General features: G+C 71.4%; 18 protein-coding genes. 6 read left to right on the forward strand and 12 right to left on the reverse strand.

Going from position 1 to position 18,142, the window contains the following annotated elements; all coding sequences use genetic code 11:
• Positions 1–7: 7 nt before the first annotated feature.
• From OH735_RS01850 to OH735_RS01870, 5 genes are all read right to left on the reverse strand, one after another.
• Entirely contained in the window at positions 8–2,107 is a 2,100-nt protein-coding gene (locus OH735_RS01850) for a xanthine dehydrogenase family protein molybdopterin-binding subunit (RefSeq protein ID WP_406378849.1), read from the reverse strand.
• A gap of 43 nt (positions 2,108–2,150) precedes the next feature.
• On the reverse strand, positions 2,151–3,137 hold the full coding sequence (locus tag OH735_RS01855; protein WP_406378851.1) for an FAD binding domain-containing protein: 987 nt from the start codon (positions 3,135–3,137) through the stop codon (positions 2,151–2,153).
• Complete coding sequence (locus OH735_RS01860) at positions 3,134–3,700, reverse strand: 2Fe-2S iron-sulfur cluster-binding protein (RefSeq protein ID WP_406378852.1); 567 nt, start codon at positions 3,698–3,700, stop codon at positions 3,134–3,136. Before OH735_RS01860 ends, OH735_RS01855 begins: the two co-directional genes overlap by 4 nt.
• Positions 3,701–3,799: 99 nt before the next feature.
• Entirely contained in the window at positions 3,800–4,216 is a 417-nt protein-coding gene (locus OH735_RS01865; protein WP_406378854.1) for a hypothetical protein, read from the reverse strand.
• Positions 4,213–4,419, reverse strand: a complete 207-nt coding sequence (locus OH735_RS01870; protein ID WP_406378856.1) for a hypothetical protein — start codon at positions 4,417–4,419, stop codon at positions 4,213–4,215. Before OH735_RS01870 ends, OH735_RS01865 begins: the two co-directional genes overlap by 4 nt.
• A gap of 215 nt (positions 4,420–4,634) precedes the next feature.
• Here OH735_RS01870 and OH735_RS01875 point away from each other — a divergent pair, with 215 nt between their 5' ends.
• Both OH735_RS01875 and OH735_RS01880 read left to right on the forward strand, forming a co-directional pair.
• Positions 4,635–4,967 carry a DUF6479 family protein gene (locus tag OH735_RS01875; RefSeq protein ID WP_406378858.1) on the forward strand — a complete coding sequence of 111 codons (333 nt, stop codon included), beginning with the start codon at positions 4,635–4,637 and terminating at the stop codon, positions 4,965–4,967.
• Between the two features lie 157 nt (positions 4,968–5,124).
• Complete coding sequence (locus OH735_RS01880; protein ID WP_406378860.1) at positions 5,125–5,952, forward strand: VOC family protein; 828 nt, start codon at positions 5,125–5,127, stop codon at positions 5,950–5,952.
• Positions 5,953–6,003: 51 nt separating this feature from the next.
• Here OH735_RS01880 and OH735_RS01885 read toward each other — a convergent pair whose 3' ends face one another.
• Positions 6,004–6,519 carry a DUF6328 family protein gene (locus tag OH735_RS01885; protein WP_406378862.1) on the reverse strand — a complete coding sequence of 172 codons (516 nt, stop codon included), beginning with the start codon at positions 6,517–6,519 and terminating at the stop codon, positions 6,004–6,006.
• A 194-nt stretch (positions 6,520–6,713) separates the two neighbouring features.
• Between OH735_RS01885 and OH735_RS01890 the strand changes: the two genes are divergently transcribed.
• Positions 6,714–7,103, forward strand: coding sequence for a VOC family protein (locus OH735_RS01890; protein WP_406378863.1), 390 nt, complete (start codon positions 6,714–6,716; stop codon positions 7,101–7,103).
• Positions 7,104–7,174: 71 nt separating this feature from the next.
• Here the strand turns inward: OH735_RS01890 and OH735_RS01895 are convergent, their stop codons facing one another.
• The 6 genes from OH735_RS01895 to OH735_RS01920 form a co-directional block, all read right to left on the reverse strand.
• A complete protein-coding gene (locus tag OH735_RS01895) occupies positions 7,175–7,666 on the reverse strand; it encodes a GNAT family N-acetyltransferase (RefSeq protein WP_406378865.1) in 492 nt (163 codons plus the stop codon).
• An 84-nt stretch (positions 7,667–7,750) separates the two neighbouring features.
• The gene (locus OH735_RS01900) at positions 7,751–8,155 is read right to left on the reverse strand and encodes a DUF1992 domain-containing protein (RefSeq protein WP_406378867.1); all 405 of its coding nucleotides are present in this window, start codon (positions 8,153–8,155) and stop codon (positions 7,751–7,753) included.
• A gap of 86 nt (positions 8,156–8,241) precedes the next feature.
• On the reverse strand, positions 8,242–9,039 hold the full coding sequence (locus tag OH735_RS01905) for a tyrosine-protein phosphatase (protein ID WP_406378869.1): 798 nt from the start codon (positions 9,037–9,039) through the stop codon (positions 8,242–8,244).
• Between the two features lie 283 nt (positions 9,040–9,322).
• A complete protein-coding gene (locus OH735_RS01910; RefSeq protein WP_406378871.1) occupies positions 9,323–11,293 on the reverse strand; it encodes an ABC transporter permease in 1,971 nt (656 codons plus the stop codon).
• Positions 11,294–11,407: 114 nt separating this feature from the next.
• Positions 11,408–12,214 (reverse strand): molybdate ABC transporter substrate-binding protein, encoded by an 807-nt coding sequence (modA, locus tag OH735_RS01915; protein WP_406378873.1) that lies wholly within the window; start codon positions 12,212–12,214, stop codon positions 11,408–11,410.
• A gap of 226 nt (positions 12,215–12,440) precedes the next feature.
• Positions 12,441–12,836 carry a molybdopterin-binding protein gene (locus OH735_RS01920; protein WP_406378875.1) on the reverse strand — a complete coding sequence of 132 codons (396 nt, stop codon included), beginning with the start codon at positions 12,834–12,836 and terminating at the stop codon, positions 12,441–12,443.
• Between the two features lie 207 nt (positions 12,837–13,043).
• Between OH735_RS01920 and mutA the strand changes: the two genes are divergently transcribed.
• The 3 genes from mutA to meaB are packed head-to-tail and all read left to right on the forward strand — an operon-like array spanning position 13,044 to position 18,142.
• Positions 13,044–14,909, forward strand: a complete 1,866-nt coding sequence (gene mutA, locus OH735_RS01925) for a methylmalonyl-CoA mutase small subunit (RefSeq protein ID WP_406378877.1) — start codon at positions 13,044–13,046, stop codon at positions 14,907–14,909.
• A complete protein-coding gene (scpA, locus tag OH735_RS01930) occupies positions 14,909–17,110 on the forward strand; it encodes a methylmalonyl-CoA mutase (protein ID WP_406378879.1) in 2,202 nt (733 codons plus the stop codon). The genes mutA and scpA overlap by 1 nt, the downstream gene beginning before the upstream one ends.
• 12 nt (positions 17,111–17,122) lie before the next feature.
• Positions 17,123–18,142, forward strand: coding sequence for a methylmalonyl Co-A mutase-associated GTPase MeaB (meaB, locus tag OH735_RS01935; protein ID WP_406378881.1), 1,020 nt, complete (start codon positions 17,123–17,125; stop codon positions 18,140–18,142).

Here is an 18,142-nt window from a genome sequence, read left to right on the forward strand (position 1 = left end):
GCCCAGTTCACAGCAGATACGGCAGCAAGGTGTCCGGGGTGATCGGGAGGCTGCGCAACCGGACACCGGTGGCGTGCCGCACCGCGTTGCCGACGGCCGCCGCGGCACCGACGATGCCGATCTCGCCGATGCCCTTGCTGCCCATCGGGTTGAGATGCGGGTCGATCTCGTCGATCCAGTCCACCTCGATGTCCGGCACGTCGGCGCAGACCGGCACATGGTAGGAGGCCAGATCGTTCTCGGTGAAGTCGCCGAAGGCGGGGTCCATGGTGCTGGACTCGGTCAGGGCCATGCCGATTCCCATGGTCATGCCGCCGGTGAACTGGGAGCGTGCGGTACGGGGGTTGAGGATGCGCCCGGCGGCGAAGACGCCGAGCATCCGCCGCACCCGCACTTCTCCGGTGCGGGAGTCGACGGCGACCTCGGCGAAGTGCGCCCCGAACGCGTGCCGGGCGTAAGGGGATCGCGCCGACGTCTCCTGTTCGGTGTCCGCGAAGGCGGTCAGTCCCCCGGCGGGCAACGGGCCGGTTCGCTCGCGCAGTTGCCGCCGGAGGTCCGTGGCCGCCTTGTGCACGGACCAGCCCCAGGAGGCCGTGCCCGAGGAGCCGCCGGCCAGCGGGGCGTCGGGCAGTTCGCTGTTGCCGATGTCGATCCGGACGTTCTCGACCGGGGTTTCCAGCACGGAGGCGGCGATCTGCGCCAGTACGGTGCGGGCGCCGGTGCCGATGTCGGTGGCGTTGACCCGGATGAGGTACGAGCCGTCGGGTGCCGCGTGCGCCGAGGCGCTGGAGGCCAGGATGTACACGGGGTACGTGGCGGCGGCGACGCCCGTACCGAGCAGCAGCGGTCCCTCTTCGCGGACCGCGGGGCGGGCATCGCGCTCGTACCAGCCGAAGCGTGCGGCGCCCTTCTCCAGGCAGGCCGCGAGGCCGCGGCTGCTGAACGGGCGACCGGAGTCGGGTTCGGTCACCGGGTCGTTGCGCAACCGCAGTTCTACGGGGTCCATGCCGAGGGCCGAGGCGAGTTCGTCCATGGCGGATTCCAGCGCGTACAGGCCCGGGGTCTCGCCCGGTGCGCGCATCCAGGAGGGGCTCGGCACGTCCAGGGCGGTCACCCGATGGGCGGTACGGCTGTGGTCGGATCCGTACATGATCCGGGTCGGTACGGCTGCCTGCTCGACGAACTCCTTGATGGTGGAGGTCTGGGTGACGACCTCGTGGGTGACCGAGGTGAGGGTGCCGTCGAGTTCGGCGCCGAGCCGGATGTGCTGCACGGTGGGTGCGCGGTGACCGACCACGGCGGCCATCTGGCGGCGGGGCAGGGCGATCTTGACGGGGTGCCCGGTGTGGCGTGCGGCCATGGCGGCGAGGACGGTCTGCGGGCGCGGCGTGCCCTTGGAGCCGAAGCCGCCGCCGACGTGTTCGGAGACCACGGTGACCTGCTGCGGGCGGAGTCCGAACGCGATGGCGAGGCTGTCGCGGACCTTGGTGGAGCCCTGGCTGGCGTCGATGACGGTCAGCCCGCCGTCGTCCGTCCACTGCGCGGTGGACGCGTGCGGCTCCATGGGGTGGTTGTGCAGGGCGCCGAGGGTGTAGGTGACGTCGACCTGGACGGGTGCGGTGACGAAGGCCCGGTCGGCGTCGCCGCGTTCGCGGACGGCGGGGTAGTCGCCGTTGACGATCTTCGGGGTGTACAGGCCGGGATGGTCCTCGGTCAGCAGGACGTCGTGCCCGGTGGGCTCGTAGGAGATCCGCAGCGCCTCGGCCCCGGCGCGGGCCCGGTCGAGCGTGTCGGCCACCACGAGCGCGATGTGCCAGCCCCGGTGCGGAACCCGGTCGTCCTGGAGGACGGCGAGGATCGGGTCGTCGAGCTGCTTCAGCCTCGGGGCGTTCTCGTGGGTGAGGACGGCGCACACGCCCGGCACGGCCAACGCCTCGTCGGTGTGGATGGCGCGGACGCGGCCGCGGGCGATGGTGGCGGGGACGGGCCAGCCGTACAGACAGCCCGGCGGGGTGTGCTCTGCGGCGTAGCGGGCGGTGCCCGTGACCTTGTCCCGGCCCTCGCGGCGGACGACGGGGGTGCCCAGGGGCGGAGGGGCCTGGCTCATGACGGGGTCCTCACGTCTGCTGGTCGGCGTAATCTGCGGTGGCTCAGCTGTCGGCGGCGAGTTCGGCCAGCGCGCCGACGGCCAGGCTGCGGGCGAGGCCCACCTTGAACGCGTTGTCGCGCAGGGGCCGGGCCGCGGCGAGTTCGGCGTCCACGGCGCGGGCGAAGGTCTCGTCGGTGGCCGGCGCGCCCCGGAGCACGTCTTCCGCGGTGCGTGCGCGCCAGGGTCGGTGGGCGAGCCCGCCGAAGGCCAGCGCCGCATGCGCGATACGGCCGTCACGGACGCCCAGTACCGCGGCGACGGATGCCAGGGCGAAGGCGAACGAGGCGCGGTCGCGGGCCTTGCGGTAGAGGGATCCGGCACCGTCGGGGCGCGGTGGGAGGACCACCTCGGTGATGAGTTCGCCCGTTCTGATCTCGGTGTCCAGGTGGGGGGTGTCGCCCGGCAGGCGGTGGAATTCAGTGGCGGGCACGGTCCGTTCACCGTCCGCCCCGTGCAGGTGGACGGTGGCGTCGAGGGCGGCCAGGGCGACGGCCATGTCGGACGGGTGGGTGGCGACGCAGTGCTCGGAGTTGCCGAGCACGGCGAGGTCGCGGTGGGCGCCTTCACGGGCGGGGCAGCCGGTGCCGGGTTCCCGTTTGTTGCACGGTTTGGACGTGTCCTGGAAGTACGGGCAGCGGGTGCGCTGCAGCAGGTTGCCGCCGGTCGTGGCGGTGTTGCGGAGCTGCCCGGAGGCGCCGGACAGCAGGGCCTGCGACAGGACGGGGTAGCGGGTGCGTACCGCGGGATGGGCGGCCAGGTCGCTGTTGCGTACGGTCGCGCCGATGCGCAGCCCGCCGTCGTCGCTGTCGGCCACCCGGTCCAGGGGCAGTCGGCTGATGTCGATGAGCAGGCCGGGGGTTTCCACACCGAGCTTCATCAGGTCGACGAGGTTGGTGCCGCCGCCGAGGAATGCGGCACCGGGGTGGGCGCTGCTCTCGCGGACCGCTTCCTCGGCGGACCGGGCGCGCAGGTAGGAGAAAGGTTTCACGGCGCCACGTCCTCGATCGCCTCGACGATACGGGGGTAGGCGCCGCAGCGGCACAGGTTGCCGCTCATCCGCTCGCGGATCTCAAGGGCGTCGAGCGGCACCGGGGTGGATACGGGCGCGGTGCGCGCGGTGACATGGGACGGGAAGCCGTCCGCTGCCTCGCCGAGCATGCCGACGGCCGAGCAGATCTGGCCGGGGGTGCAGTAGCCGCACTGCAGGGCGTCGCGGTCCAGGAAGGCTTCCTGGACGGGGTGGAGCCGGTCCCCGTCGGCGAGGCCCTCGACGGTGGTGATGCGGGCGCCGTCGTGGGCGACGGCGAACAGCAGGCAGCTGTTGGCGCGCCGCCCGTCGACGATGACGGTGCACGCCCCGCACTGTCCGTGGTCGCAACCCTTCTTCGCTCCGGTGAGGTCGAGATGTTCGCGCAGAGTGTCCAGGACCGTGGTGCGGTGATCGAGCGTCAGGGTCTGCTCGGTTCCGTTGATGTGCAGGGTCAGGGTGGAGCGGTCACCGGTTGCTCCCGGCTGTCGCGCACCGTCGTCCCGCCCGCGAGAGGGGTCCACTCACTCGCACCTTTCAGAGGTGGCCTTTTGTCCGTTTTCTACCAGACGTGTCCTGCCTTCCCGCTTCATTGCTCCGTCGCCGGGCGGTGGCCCGCCGGCCTATCGGCTCCCGTTGCTCCGGTGGCTCAGGTGGCTTTCCAGGCGCAGGCGTACCTCTTCCTCCTGGTCTCCGGAGACCGTCCCGACGACGCGTACGTCGAAGGCGTGCGCCAGGCTCCGCCGGAGCCGTTCGACCGCCCAGTAGCCGCCCTGCACATCGATCTTCACGGGTGCGCCGAGTGCGAGCGGTCCGGAGATCACCCGCTCCTCGGTGACGTCGACGGTCGCCACCCATGCCGTGGGGCGCCTCTCCGCGAGCTTCCTCGGTACGTCGACCGAGGCCCGGTCAGTGGTGAAAGCGGCCCGCAGCGCGTCGAAGACCATCCGCGCGTCACCCGTGTCGCACCCGCTGATGACGACCGTGACCTCCTGTCCGTGCAGGCTCTCCTCCGGCTTCCTCTCCTTGATGGTGTTCACCGCGGCTCCTTCCGCTCGGCGTTGTGTGGTGCGACCCCGCGCTGGGGGCCGACGGTGTAGACGGGGTCCTCGGCCAAGGCGATGCCCGCGGCGAAGATCCCGAAGCGTGTGCGGTCCGCGTACACCCCGCAGTAGATCCAGCAGCCGCAGGCGGTCGAGCCGTCGTCCTGCGGCCACCGGCTGAGCAAATTCGGCACTCCCATCGCTTCCCTCCGGCGAATTCGGCGATCCTCTCCAGGCTCGCCCCACTGCCAGGTGACGGCGACACGAGGCCGCCGGCCGGCGGACGGGGAGAGGCGCCGGACCCGGCCCGCCGGGCGCCCCGCACCACCGAAACACTTTTAGGTTCATATCCACTTAAAACATGAATTCGCAGTCATTACCGAGTGATGCCTGCCCCTCGGGGTATCCGGGAGGCATGGACGTATCGAACGCAGACCTCAGTTCACTGGCCCTCACCCTCGCCGACGGGCGCGGCGCCGTCGGTGCGGTGATGGGCATTGTCGGAGTGGCGGTCGTGGCCATGCTGATCGGCGGCTTCTGGCTGGGCAAGAAGCGCCGGGCCCAGGAGCCGCCGCCGCCCCGGCCCGAGGACCAGCCACCGCGGCCGGACCACCGGAGCCACGTCGAGCAACGCGATGTCCACGCCGACGACAGCTTCCCGCCCAATGGCCGGGGGCTGTCCCCCTACGAGCTCGGTGACCGCGGGAACGAGCCCATCCATCGCGACACGGACGAGCAGCGGGACTGACCTCCCGGCGGCCGGGATGCCGGTCCCGGCGCCGCGCCGCAGCGGAGTGCGCGGCGCGGCCGCGTGTTGCGGGAGTGGCTGCCCGCGGTGAGGCTGGTGAGGCTCCGACGGCCACCGGCACGCGCAGGCCGCAGAACCGATGAAGGCAGTTAGAACCATGACCGGAAGCCATCCCGGGGCGGCGTCGATGCCGGCACCGCTGACCGGATCCGCAGCGCCCTGCTGGGTCAATCTCATGACCCGCGACCTGGGATCGGCGCAGGAGTTCTACGGCGCCGTGCTGGGCTGGACCTTCCGGCCGGGCAAGCTGGGGCAGGAATTCTCCGTCGCACGCCGCGGGGACGTGCCGGTCGCCGGCATCGGCGCGGTGGCGACCGCCTACCGGGTGGCCGTTGCCTGGACGCCCTACTTCGCCGTCCCGGACGCCGACGCGGCGGCCTCACGGATCCGTGAGCGCAGCGGCACGGTCGCGGTGGGGCCGCTCGCCCTCGGCAAGGGGCGCGGGGCGCTGGCGGCCGATCTCGACGGCGCGGTGTTCGGCATCTGGGAGCGGACCGAGCCCGCGACCTCGCCCCCGGCGCCGGACGGTTACTCGCACGCCTGGCTGCGGCTGCACACGAGGAACGCCTTCGACGCGGCGATCTTCTACGGCGGGGTGCTCGACTGGGCGAGCGGTCGCCCCGGGGGCTGCGAGGTGTCGTACGAGAAGGACGAGGTCATCGTCGACTGCAACGGGCGCCAACTCGCCCGGATCAGCTCCGGAGCAGTGGAGGCGGCACCCGATCCGCTGGTCCGTCCGCACTGGCAGGTCCATTTCCCCGTCGCCGATGTGGCGGCCACGGTCGAGGCGGCACGGCAGCACGGCGGCAGCCTGGTCGAACAGCGTCCGCTGGGGCAGGGCAGCGAGGCGACCCTGCTGGACCCGGACGGCGGGCTCTTCACGGTTACGGACGTCCGGGACCCCACGGCGGCCGATGCGGGCTGATCCACCCGCCCGGTACAGCGCCGCCCCGTAAAGGGCCGCCCCGTGCGGTGGTCATTTGTCGCGATCGCGCGAGGATCGGGCCAGCGCCCGGGCCGGGAACACGAACCAGCAGATCAGGAACCACAGCGCCATGCCGCCGACGAGCCACAGGGCGAGGGAGTTGTGCAGGGCCACCCGCAGGATCAGCAGCAGGCTGGAGCACATGGTGCACAGCAGCAGGACCAGTCCGAGCACGGTCAGCCGGGACGCCCAGGTGACCGTCTGCGGCTTGAGCCGCCGTCCGGTGACCAGCCGGTGGTACGACACGGGCCCGATCAGGGCGGCGGCGGTGGCGGAGCCCAGCATCACGGTGACCACGTAGATGGTGCGGTCGGCGTCCGACAGCTCGGCGAAGCGCGGCTGGAAGACGACGGCGAGCAGGAAGCCGAACAGGATCTGGACGCCCGTCTGGGCGACCCGTAGTTCCTGGAGCAGTTCCCCCCACCGCCGGTCCGCCCGTTCCTCGGGCGTCTCGTCGCGGCCCGTGTCGGGGTCCCGGCCGCCGGGACCGTGGGATGTCGAGGTCACTGTGAGCCTCCGTCCCGATGCGCGAAGTGCATCGCCTGTCCCGCCTCAACCACCGTAGACCTCACGGCGATCATGCCGTGCCCTCGACGAGCCGTCCGGACGCATCTAGGATTTTGAGTACGGCATCGCGCGTCGGTCACCGGCCGGGTGAGGCGTGGAGGTGCTCGTGAGATGCCTGTTGGAGGCATTCCACAGTGTCAGTCGAGTTGAATCACACCATCGTTTCCGCCCGGGACAACCGAGAGTCCGCCGAGTTCCTCGCGGACGTACTGGGCCTGGAAGTCGGCACGGAATGGGGCCCGTTCGTCCCGGTCGCCACCGCGAACGGCGTCACCCTGGACTTCGCGACCGTTCCCGAAGCGTCGATCGCCCTGCAGCATTACGCCTTCCTCGTTTCGGAGCCCGAGTTCGACAGGGCGTACGCCCGTATCAAGGAGCTCGGGCTCACCTACTACGCGGACCCGCATCGGAAGCATCCGGGCGAGATCAACCACAATGACGGCGGCCGGGGTGTGTACTTCCTCGATCCCGCTGGTCACGCCATGGAGATCATCACGCGTCCGTACGGGGGCTTCCCCTCGTAACCCGGCGTACGGGAAAGGGGGTTCGGCCGGAATCCGGGCACGGGTTCGGGCCGAACCCTTCCGGCGACGGTTCAGCCGACCGGCAGCACCAGTTCGGGCCGGTCCCACATCACCGCGGGCGGGTTGGCAGCGAGGGTGCCGGTGCGCCGGGCGCCCACGCTCCGGTAGAAGCCCTCGGCGGGCGGATGCGAGACGATACGGACGCCGGTCAGGCCGGTGCGCCGCGCCTCCTCGCGCAGATGCGTGACGAGCGTCCGCCCGATACCGAGGCCCTGTGCGTCGTCGGCGACGAACATGAGGTCGAGTTCCGGCGGGTCGAGGATCAAGGCGTAGAAGCCGAGGAGCCGGTCGGTGCCTGCCTCGACGGCCGCGAAGACCCGGTGGGTCTCGATGTAGTCGGGCCCCACCCGGTATCCGGCGACCATGGCGGCGTAATGGCCCTCGTAGGCGCGGGAGTTCCTGACCAACCGGGTGAGCCGCCGGGCGTCCTGTGCGGTCGCGCGCCTGATCCGTACATTCTCGCGACGCGCACCGCCACTCGTGCGCGTAATGCTCGATCTCATAGAGGGAGTATTACGCATCAGGTTGCGCGCCCGGTACGTACCCGGTCGCTGCGGGGCCCTTGCCTCCGAGCTCCCGGCGCGGGGCTACGCCGAGCGCCGGGCCACGCGCCACTCCTCGACCACGGCGTCGATGTCGAACGGCTTGAGGTTCAGCAGGGGCCCGGGCGGCGGCCGCCGAACGGCTGCCCGGATCTTCTCGTTGACCTCGGCCAGCATGCGCCGCACGTCGGCCTCGGTCCGCGCCCGGGACACGGCCTCACGCACGTCCTCCGCCTCCTTGCGCAGCGCCAGGGCCGGCGGGAGCACCGACACCCCCTCCCGCTGCATCTTCCGCTTGATCCACCAGGTCTCGTCGTACGGGGCGTCGAGGGATTCGAGAGGCTTCCCGAATCCCGGCAACTGTGAGAAATCACCGCGCTGCTCGGACTCGCGGATCTGCTTGTCGACCCATGATTCGAAGCTGACGCCCGCAGGTTTGCGTTCGGTCAACGTGCGCCCCTCTCGGCGGATTCGCATTCCGGCCCTTTCACCATACCCAGGCCCCCGGCAGCGCCCGCCGCGCACGCCGCACGGGCTCAGGTGGACATCGTGAGTCCGCCGCGCAGCCGCTCCACCGCAGCCTCGGGAATCCTCAGTCCGTCGCGCACGTACCCGTCGAGCCCGCCCCACCGCTCGTCCATGGCGTCCAGCGCCATGTCGAGATAGCGGGGGCGGACCTCGATGATCGCGGAGGCGATCTCCGGGTCGCCGCCCGCGTCCAGGAAGCCCTGTACGTACGGGGCGTAGGCGACCCGTACGACCGGATTCACCGCGAGGAACTCGGCCCGCACCACATCGCGTTCCGCACCGAGCATCATCAGCAGCAGCGCCGTGGCCCAGCCGGTACGGTCCTTGCCGGCCGTGCAGTGGAAGAGCACCGGGCGGGCCCGGTCGTCGGCGGCCGTCTCGACGAAGGCCCGGTATGCGGCGGCGGCCCCCGGCGAGAGCACCATCTGGCGGTAGGTCTCGGCGAACATCTCCTCGGCCTTCCCGCTGCCCAGCAACTGCTCCGCCTCGACCGGGTCGGCGAGCAGCGCGCGCAGCCGGGCGGGCGCCACGCCCGGGTTGTCGCCGAGCACGTCGGCGACGAAGAGCCGTGCACCCGGAGGCAGCCGGTCGGGGGCCGCCGTGCGCTCGTCGGCGGTCCGCAGATCGACGACGGTGCGGATGCCGAGCTCGGCCACCGCCATGTCCCGAGCCGCGTCCAGCCCGCTGAGCTGACCGGAGCGCAGTACGGTGCCCGGCCGGACCTGGCAGCCGCGGCCCAGGGAGATGCCGCCCAGATCGCGCAGATTGACGATGGTGGATGCCGGGACGGCCCTGGCGGTCTGCACGATGAACTTCCCCTTTTCCCGACACGTATCCGAATGGATTCGCCAGCTGGATTGATTCGTCAGCCGACCGGGTCAAACGTCGCACGCTGCCGGGAATTCGACAAAGTAAAACGCCGCAGGGACGCGGATAGAGGACACCGAAGGAGAAGGAGATAGCGAGAATGTGAAATCGCCACCTCTTCCCTCCAGTTCTCTCCGTTTCTCTCCGCGACCCGGAAGAATTGACCGCGCGCGAGGACGCGGCGGCCATTGGGTTTTTGACCACATGATTCCCGGTGATGGGTCACAGGGTGACGACAGTGACCTCGGTCGCCTTGACGCCGGTCCACACGGCCGTGCCCTCGCTGAGGCCCAGCTCGGTCGCCGCTTCCGGGGTGATCTCGGCGACCAGGTCCGGAACCTCCTCCGAGGCGATCACCACCCGCAGCCTGCTGCCCACGGCGGTGAGCTCACGGACCGTGCCGGGCCAGACGTTACGGGGGCTTCCGCCGGGCCTGTCCTCGTGCACGGAGACCGCTTCCGGCGCGATGATCGCGAGGGCGGCCGTCCCCTCGGCGAGGGAGTCCGCGACGACCAGCCGGCCCCCGTCGGCGAGGCCGAGGGTGCCGTCGGCGGCGGCGGTACCGGGCCAGGCGTTGCGGCCGAGCATCCGGGCGACCCAGGGCGAGCGCGGATGCCGGGTCACCTCGGCCGGTGCCGCGTACTGGAGGATGCGGCCCTCGTCGAGCACCAGCACCCGGTCGGCCAGTGAGACCGCTTCGACGGGGTCGTGGGTGACGATCAGGCAGACGCCGCCGAAGCCGGCGAGATGGGTGCGCAGGGTGTGCCGAACGTGGGCGCGGGTGGTCTGGTCGAGGGCGGCTAGCGGCTCGTCGAGCAGCAGCAGCCAGGGGCGGGCGGCAAGCGCCCGGGCCAGGGCCACGCGCTGGGCCTGGCCGCCGGAGAGCTGGGCGGGCCTGCGGTGGGCGAGACCGCCGACACCCAGCCGGTCGAGCCACTCCTGTGCCTCGCGCCGGGCCTCGGCCCGGGGGACGCCGTGGGCGCGGAGTCCGTACGCCGTGTTCGTCAGCGCGCTCAGGTGCGGGAAGAGCGCACCGTCCTGCGGCACCCAGGCGACCTGGCGGCGGTGCGGGGGCAGTGCGGTGACGTCGGTGTCGCCGAGGCGCAGCCGGGCCCGGGCGCGCGGGGTGAGGCCGAGGAGGGCGCGCAGCAGGGTCGTCTTGCCCGCGCCGTTGGGTCCGACGACGGCGATGGTGGTGCCGGGCGCCGCGTCGAGGATCAGCCGGGTGAAGCCGGTGACCTCGGCGTGCAGCGACCGGGTCTCCTGCGGGACGGGAGGCGCTTCGCGGCCCGGCCGGACGGTCGGGGCGCCGGCCGGGCCCGTGCTGTCCGTGCCGTCCATCGCCGCCAGGTCGTCCGCGGCGCGCCCGGGGGCGCGTGCGCGGTCGCGCGGTGTGCCGGTCCAGCGCCCGCGCAGTGCGATGAGCACGGCCATGGCGATGGCGAGGAGCAGGAGCGAGACGGAGGTGGCGGCCTCCGGGGAGTCCTGGAGCAGCAGGTAGACCTGGAGTGGCAGCGTCTGGGTGGTGCCGGGCAGGTTGCCCGCGAACGTGATGGTCGCGCCGAACTCGCCGAGCGCCCGCGCCCAGGTGAGTGCGGCCCCGGCGGCGAGACCGGGGGCGACCATCGGGAGGGTGACCGTGAAGAATACCCGGACCGGTGAGGCGCCCAGGGAGGCCGCGGTCTCCTCGTACGAGGCGCGCAGACCGGCCAGTGCGCCTTCGAGGCTGATGACGAGGAACGGCATCGCGACGAAGGTCGCCGCGACCACCGCGCCGGAGGTGTGGAACGGCAGGGTGATCCCGAAGGTGCTCTCCAGCCAGGGGCCGAGCAGGCCCCGGCGGCCGAAGCCGAGGAGGAGCGCCACGCCTCCGACGGTGGGCGGCAGCACCATCGGCAGCAGGACCAGCGAGCGGACGAGCGCCTTGCCGGGGAAGTCGACCCGGGCCAGCAGCCAGGCCAGGGGCACCCCGAGCAGCAGCGAGAGGCCCAGGGCCCAGAACGAGACGAGCAGCGACAGTTGGAGCGCCTGGGTGACTCCCGGGCTGGTCAGATGGGTGCCCAGGTCGGCCCAGGAGGTGCGGGCCAGGATGCCGATCAGCGGCATCAGCAGGAACGCGACGGCGAGCAGCGCGGGGAGGGCCAGGGCGACGGGGGTACGCGCGCCGGGCACCCGGCTGTGGAGTGCTCTCATCGGATTCCCTGGGTCATCGGTCGGTACGTGTGGAACTGGTTCGGCCGCACAGGGGCTCCCCGTCCCCCCGGCCGGGGAGCCCCTGTGCGGTGTGTACGGCGTGCCGGTCAGGGCCTAAGGCTGCTGGAAGCCCGCGGCCTGCAGGATCTTCTGCGCCTCGGGGGTGCTCAGCCACTTCACGAACGCCGTGGCGGCCTCGGCGTTCTTGGACTGCCGCAGCGTCGCCGCCGGGTAGGAGGCGACGGCGTTCTGCGCGTCGGGGATGTCGATGGCGTCGACCTTGCCGGTGGCCGTGGCGGCGTCCGTCTTGTAGACGATGCCGGCGTCGGCCTCACCCAGCTCGACCTTGCTGAGGACGGCGCGGACGCTGGGCTCCTGGGAGACCGCCTTGACACTGAGCTTCTGGGCGTCGAGGACCTGCTTGCTGTACCGGCCGACCGGAACCTCGAGTGCGGCCAGGACGACCTTGAGGTCGGGGTTCGTCAGGTCCTTCAAGCTCGCGATCTTCTCCGGGTTGCCCTCCCCGGTGGCGATGACGAGGCGATTCTTGGCGATGACGGTGGGGGTGTCGGTGTCGGACTTCAGCCCGTCCATCGTCTTGGTGTCCGCGGTGACCAGGGCGTCGGCGGGGGCGCCCTGCTTGACCTGGGCGGCGAGTTCCTGGGAGCCGGCGAAGGAGAACGTCACCTTCGTGCCGGGGTGTTCCTTCTCATACGCGGCGCCCGCGGTCTTGAACACGTCGGTGAGCGAGGCCGCGGCCAGCACCGTCAGCCGTGCCCCGGGGGTGCCGGACGACGCCGCGGACTTCCCGGTGGAGTCCTTCCCCGTGTCGTCACCGCTGCCGCACGCGGCGAGTGGGACCAGCAGCGCGGCGGTCACGATCGCGGCGGCGGCGCGGCGCCTGGTGAGGGTGGTCGTCATGGTGCCGGGGGCTCCTTGAAGTTGATGCGCGCGTCGTAGGTGATGCACGTCGTAGGTGACGCGCGCCGTGGGTGAGGCGAGTCGTGGGTGACGCGCGTCGTAGGTGATGCACGTCGTAGGTGACGCGCGCCGTGGGTGAGGCGAGTCGTGGGTGACGCGCGTCGTAGGTGATGCACGTCGTAGGTGACGCGCGCCGTGGGTGAGGCGCGTCGTGGGTGAGGCGCGATCAGACGCGGTCGATGTGCACGTTGGTGGACTTCACGCGAGCGGTGGCCTGCATGCCGACCTCCAGTCCGAGTTCCTCGACGGCCTCCCGGGTGAGCAACGACACCAGCCGGTGCGGGCCCGCCTGGATCTCGACCTGGGCCGCGACATCGCCGAGCTTCACTGCGGTGACGATGCCCGGGAAGGCGTTGCGGGCCGACGTGTACGAGGGGTCGTCCTCGCCTCCCCCGCCCTGGCCGATCTCGATGGAGAACGCGGCCAGATCCCGGCTGTCGATGAGTCGGCGGCCGCCTTCGTCGCGGTGGGTCGCGACCCGTCCGGCGTCCGCCCAGCGGCGGGCCGTGTCGGGGCTGACCCCCAGCAGACGCGCTGCCTGCCCGATTGTGTAGGACTGCATGTGCCACAAGATATTCCGATTGATCTGGCAGCTGCAATCCATCCGGATGATTCATGGAGCAAATGCCAGGCTCATTGGAGGAAGCACCAAGGTCCGCATCCGGGTCGGCTACGCGACCCTGTGTGAAGGATCAAGTGCGTTCGGGGAGGGCAAGGTCACAGACGGAGCCCCTGCTGCTCGTCCGAGACCTGACCTAGCATCTGGGCCATGACGGTCCAGCCTGCCGACGGGTTTTCATTGGCCGCGGAATTCCCTCACCCCGCCCACGAACAGTGGCAGAGCCTTGTAGAAGGCGTGCTGCGCAAGTCGGGCAAGGATGTTGCGGGTTCGGCCGCCGAGGAAGCACTGTCCACCACGGTGGAGGACGGGCTCATCACCCGCCCCCTCTACACCTCGCGCGACAGCGCGCCCAATGCCGGATATCCGGGCTTCGCCCCCTTCACTCGCGGCGGCAAGGCCGAGGGCAACGCGGCGGGCGGCTGGGACGTACGGCAGCGGCACACCCTGCCGGATGCCGCCCGCCTCAACGAGGCTGTGCTCGCCGATCTGGAGAACGGCGTCACCTCGTTGTGGCTGACCGTGGGCAAAGCGGGCGGCATTCCGGTGGATGCTCTGGCGGCGGCGCTGGACGGCGTCCTGCTGGATCTCGCTCCCGTTTCGCTCGACGCGGGAAGTGAACTCGACGCAGCGGCCACGGAGTTGCTCCGGCTCTACGCGGAGCGGGGCGTCGATGCGCAGGCCGCGCGCGGCAACCTCGGTGCCGACCCGCTCGGGCAAGCCGCCCGCAGCGGCGCCGGGCCCGACCTCACGGCGGCGGTCCACTGGGCCGGGCGATGCGCCCGGGAGTATCCCGGCCTGCGGGCGCTGACCGTCGACGCCCTGCCGTACCACGAGGCCGGCGGCTCGGCCGCCGAGGAGCTGGGTGCTTCGCTGGCGACCGGGGTCGCCTATCTGCGGGCACTGACGGAGGCCGGGCTCGGCGTCGAAGAGGCGTGTGCCCAGCTGGAGTTCCGGTACGCGGCGACGGCCGATCAGTTCCTGACCATCGCCAAGCTGCGGGCCGCGCGGCGGCTGTGGGCCCGGGTCGCCGAGGTCTGCGGGGCTGCCGGTGCCGGGGCGCAGCGCCAGCACGCGGTGACGTCGTCGGTGATGATGACGCGGCGCGACCCGTGGGTGAACATGCTGCGGACGACGCTGGCCTGCCTGGGCGCGGGGGTCGGCGGGGCCGACTCCGTCACCGTGCTGCCGTTCGATCACGCCCTGGGTCTGCCGGACGCCTTCGCCCGGCGCATCGCCCGTAATACGTCGACGATCCTGCTGGAGGAGTCGTATCTGGCCCGGGTGATCGACCCGGCGGGCGGTTCCTGGTACGTGGAGCGGCTCACCGCCGAACTCGCCGAAGCCGCCTGGGCGTTCTTCCAGGAGATCGAGCGCTCGGGCGGCCAGGCGGCCGCCCTGCGCTCGGGAATGATCGGGGAACGGCTCGCGGCGACGTGGGCGGCCCGCAGCAAGGATCTGGCGCGGCGCAAGGAGCCGGTCACCGGGGTCAGTGAGTTCCCGCAGCTGGCGGAGCGCCCGGTGGAACGCGAGGCGGCCCCCGCCGAGGTGTCCGCCCCGGCGTCGGGCGGTCTGCCCAGGGTCCGTCGTGACGAGGCGTTCGAGGCGCTGCGCGCCCGGTCGGACGCCCATCTCGCGGCGACCGGACAGCGGCCGCGGGTGTTCCTCGCCGCGCTCGGCCCGGCCGCGGCGCACACGGCGCGGGCGTCGTTCGCCTCGAACCTGTTCCAGGCGGGCGGAATCGAGCCGGTCCACGACCCGGCCGCGATCGACGCGGCGACGGCCGCCGACGCGTTCAGGGCGAGCGGGGCCACCGTGGCGTGCCTCTGTTCCAGCGACGCGCTCTACGCCGAGCAGGCCGGGGCGGTCGCCGAAGCACTGGGCTCGGCGGGCGCCCTGCGGGTGTTCCTCGCCGGCCGGCCCGGCGGGTACACCGGTGTCGACGAGTACGTCTTCGCGGGCTCCGATGTGGTGGCCGTGCTCTCCTCCGTTCTCGACAGTATGGGTGTGGCGTAATGCGTATCCCTGACTTCTCCGACATCGGGCTCGGACCGGGCGGCGCCGCCGAGGTGTCCGAGGACCAGTGGCGCGATTGTGTGAAGGAGTCCTCCGGCAGTTCCGACGGCGATCTGCTGTGGGAGACCCCGGAAGGCATCACGGTCAAGCCGCTGTACACCGGCCGTGACCTGGAGGGACTCGACTTCCTCGGTACGTATCCGGGCATCGCCCCGTATCTGCGGGGCCCGTACCCGACGATGTACGTCAACCAGCCCTGGACGATCCGGCAGTACGCCGGGTTCTCCACCGCCGAGGAGTCCAACGCCTTCTACCGCCGCAATCTCGCGGCCGGGCAGAAGGGTCTCTCCGTCGCCTTCGACCTGCCGACCCACCGGGGCTACGACAGCGACCACCCGCGGGTGACCGGCGACGTCGGCATGGCGGGTGTGGCGATCGACTCGATCTACGACATGCGCCAGCTCTTCGACGGCATCCCGCTGGACCGGATGTCGGTGTCGATGACGATGAACGGCGCGGTGCTCCCCGTACTGGCGCTGTACATCGTCGCCGCCGAGGAACAGGGCGTGCCGCCCGAGAAGCTGGCCGGGACCATTCAGAACGACATTCTGAAGGAGTTCATGGTCCGCAACACATACATCTATCCGCCGAAGCCCTCGATGCGGATCATCTCCGACATCTTCGCGTACACCTCGCAGAAGATGCCGCGCTACAACTCGATCTCCATCTCCGGCTATCACATCCAGGAGGCGGGTGCGACCGCCGATCTGGAGCTGGCGTACACCCTGGCGGACGGGGTGGAGTATCTGCGGGCCGGGCGGGACGCCGGTCTCGACGTGGACGCGTTCGCGCCGCGGCTGTCGTTCTTCTGGGCGATCGGCATGAACTTCTTCATGGAGATCGCGAAGTTGCGGGCGGCCCGCCTGCTGTGGGCCAAGCTGGTCCGGGAGTTCGAGCCGAAGAATGCCAAGTCGCTGTCCCTGCGCACCCATTCACAGACGTCCGGGTGGTCGCTGACCGCGCAGGACGTGTTCAACAACGTCACCCGGACCTGCGTGGAGGCGATGGCCGCGACCCAGGGCCACACCCAGTCGCTGCACACCAACGCGCTCGACGAGGCGCTCGCCCTGCCGACGGACTTCTCGGCGCGCATCGCCCGGAACACCCAGCTGCTGCTCCAGCAGGAGTCGGGCACCGGCCGGGTCATCGACCCGTGGGGCGGCAGCGCGTACGTGGAGAAGCTGACGTACGACCTGGCGCGGCGGGCATGGCAGCACATCGAGGAGGTCGAGGCGGCGGGCGGCATGGCGCGGGCCATCGACGCGGGCATCCCCAAGCTCCGGGTCGAGGAGGCCGCGGCCCGTACGCAGGCGCGGATCGACTCCGGACGCCAGCCGGTGATCGGGGTCAACAAGTACCGGGTGGAGACCGACGAACAGATCGATGTGCTCAAGGTCGACAACTCCTCGGTGCGCACCCAGCAGATCGAGAAGCTGCGTCGGCTGCGCGAGGAGCGCGACGAGTCGGCCTGCCAGGAGGCGCTGCGCGCGCTGACCGCGGCGGCCGGGCGGGATCCCGGACCCGGCCTCGACGGCAATCTGCTGGCACTCGCCGTCGACGCGGCACGCGCGATGGCGACCGTGGGCGAGATCTCGGACGCCTTGGAGAAGGTGTACGGGAGGCACGCCGGCCAGATCCGTACGATCTCCGGTGTGTACCGCAACGAAGCAGGTGAGTCCCCCTCCGTGGACCGTACCCGGGCGCTGGTGGAGCAGTTCGAGGAGGCCGAGGGGCGTCGTCCGCGCATCCTGGTCGCCAAAATGGGGCAGGACGGCCACGACCGCGGCCAGAAGGTGATCTCGACGGCCTTCGCCGACCTGGGCTTCGACGTCGACGTCGGCCCGCTGTTCCAGACGCCCGCCGAGGTGGCGCGGCAGGCGGTGGAGGCGGACGTGCACATCGTGGGCGTCTCCTCGCTGGCCGCCGGGCACCTCACGCTCGTCCCGGCGCTCCGCGAGGAGCTCGCCGCCGAGGGCCGCGACGACATCATGATCGTGGTGGGCGGGGTGATTCCGCCGCAGGACGTCCAGGCGCTGCACGAGGCGGGGGCCGCGGCCGTGTTCCCGCCCGGCACCGTGATCCCGGATGCCGCGTACGACCTGGTGACGCGGCTCGGTGCCGCGCTCGGCCACGAGCTGTGAGCCGCTGAACCGATGGCTCCGAAGATCGACATCGACAGCTACGCGAAGGGCGTGCTCGACGGAAAGCGGGCGTACATCGCGCGCGCCATCACTCTCGTCGAGTCCACCCGTCCCGATCACCGGGCGCTGGCCCAGGAGTTGCTGCGCGAGCTGCTGCCGCACTCCGGCCGGGCCCGGCGCATCGGCGTCAGCGGCGTGCCCGGGGTCGGGAAGTCCACGTTCATCGACGCCCTCGGCACGATGCTCACCGGGCTCGGCCACCGGGTCGCGGTGCTGGCCGTCGATCCGTCCTCCAGCCGTACCGGCGGCTCCATCCTGGGCGACAAGACCAGGATGGAGCGCCTCGCGGTGGACCCCGCGGCGTTCGTACGCCCCTCCCCCACCGCGGGGACGCTCGGCGGGGTCGCCAAGGCGACCCGGGAGTCCATCGTGGTGATGGAGGCCGCGGGATACCACGTGGTGCTGGTGGAGACGGTCGGCGTCGGCCAGTCGGAGACGGCGGTCGCCAATATGGTCGACACGTTCCTGCTGCTGACACTGGCGCGTACCGGCGATCAGCTCCAGGGCATAAAGAAGGGCGTCCTGGAGTTGGCGGACGCCATCGCCGTCAACAAGGCGGACGGCCCGCACGAGCGCGACGCGCGTGCGGCCGCACGCGAACTGGCGGGCGCGCTGCGGCTGATGCACCCGGTGGACGCGGCGTGGACACCCCCGGTCCTCACCTGCAGCGCCCGGGAATCGACCGGCCTCGACACCCTGTGGGAGCGGCTTGAGCAGCACCGTGCGCTGCTCGAATCGACCGGGCGCCTCGCGGCGAAGCGGCGTGCCCAGCAGGTCGACTGGACCTGGACGATGGTGCGGGACGAGCTGCTGGAGAGTCTGCGTGCCCATCCGGAAGTGCGCACGCTCGCCCCGGGGCTGGAACAGCGGGTACGGGACGGCGAGTTGACGGCCACGCTGGCGGCCGAGCAGATCCTGGGCGCGTTCCGGGGCACGGCCTCGGCGGCGGAGGCCCCGCGGGCTGACGGGTGA

This window comes from Streptomyces sp. NBC_01618 (assembly GCF_045209435.1).
Taxonomy (GTDB): Bacteria; Actinomycetota; Actinomycetes; order Streptomycetales; family Streptomycetaceae; genus Streptomyces.

Coding starts and splice junctions, on each gene's coding strand:
- OH735_RS01850 (WP_406378849.1), bottom strand. CDS start 2,107: ATGAGCCAGGCCCCTCCGCCCCTGGGCACCCCCGTCGTCCGCCGCGAG.
- OH735_RS01870 (WP_406378856.1), bottom strand. CDS start 4,419: ATGGGAGTGCCGAATTTGCTCAGCCGGTGGCCGCAGGACGACGGCTCG.
- OH735_RS01875 (WP_406378858.1), top strand. CDS start 4,635: ATGGACGTATCGAACGCAGACCTCAGTTCACTGGCCCTCACCCTCGCC.
- OH735_RS01880 (WP_406378860.1), top strand. CDS start 5,125: ATGACCGGAAGCCATCCCGGGGCGGCGTCGATGCCGGCACCGCTGACC.
- OH735_RS01895 (WP_406378865.1), bottom strand. CDS start 7,666: ATGAGATCGAGCATTACGCGCACGAGTGGCGGTGCGCGTCGCGAGAAT.
- OH735_RS01910 (WP_406378871.1), bottom strand. CDS start 11,293: ATGAGAGCACTCCACAGCCGGGTGCCCGGCGCGCGTACCCCCGTCGCC.
- modA (WP_406378873.1), bottom strand. CDS start 12,214: ATGACGACCACCCTCACCAGGCGCCGCGCCGCCGCCGCGATCGTGACC.
- OH735_RS01920 (WP_406378875.1), bottom strand. CDS start 12,836: ATGCAGTCCTACACAATCGGGCAGGCAGCGCGTCTGCTGGGGGTCAGC.
- mutA (WP_406378877.1), top strand. CDS start 13,044: ATGACGGTCCAGCCTGCCGACGGGTTTTCATTGGCCGCGGAATTCCCT.
- scpA (WP_406378879.1), top strand. CDS start 14,909: ATGCGTATCCCTGACTTCTCCGACATCGGGCTCGGACCGGGCGGCGCC.
- meaB (WP_406378881.1), top strand. CDS start 17,123: ATGGCTCCGAAGATCGACATCGACAGCTACGCGAAGGGCGTGCTCGAC.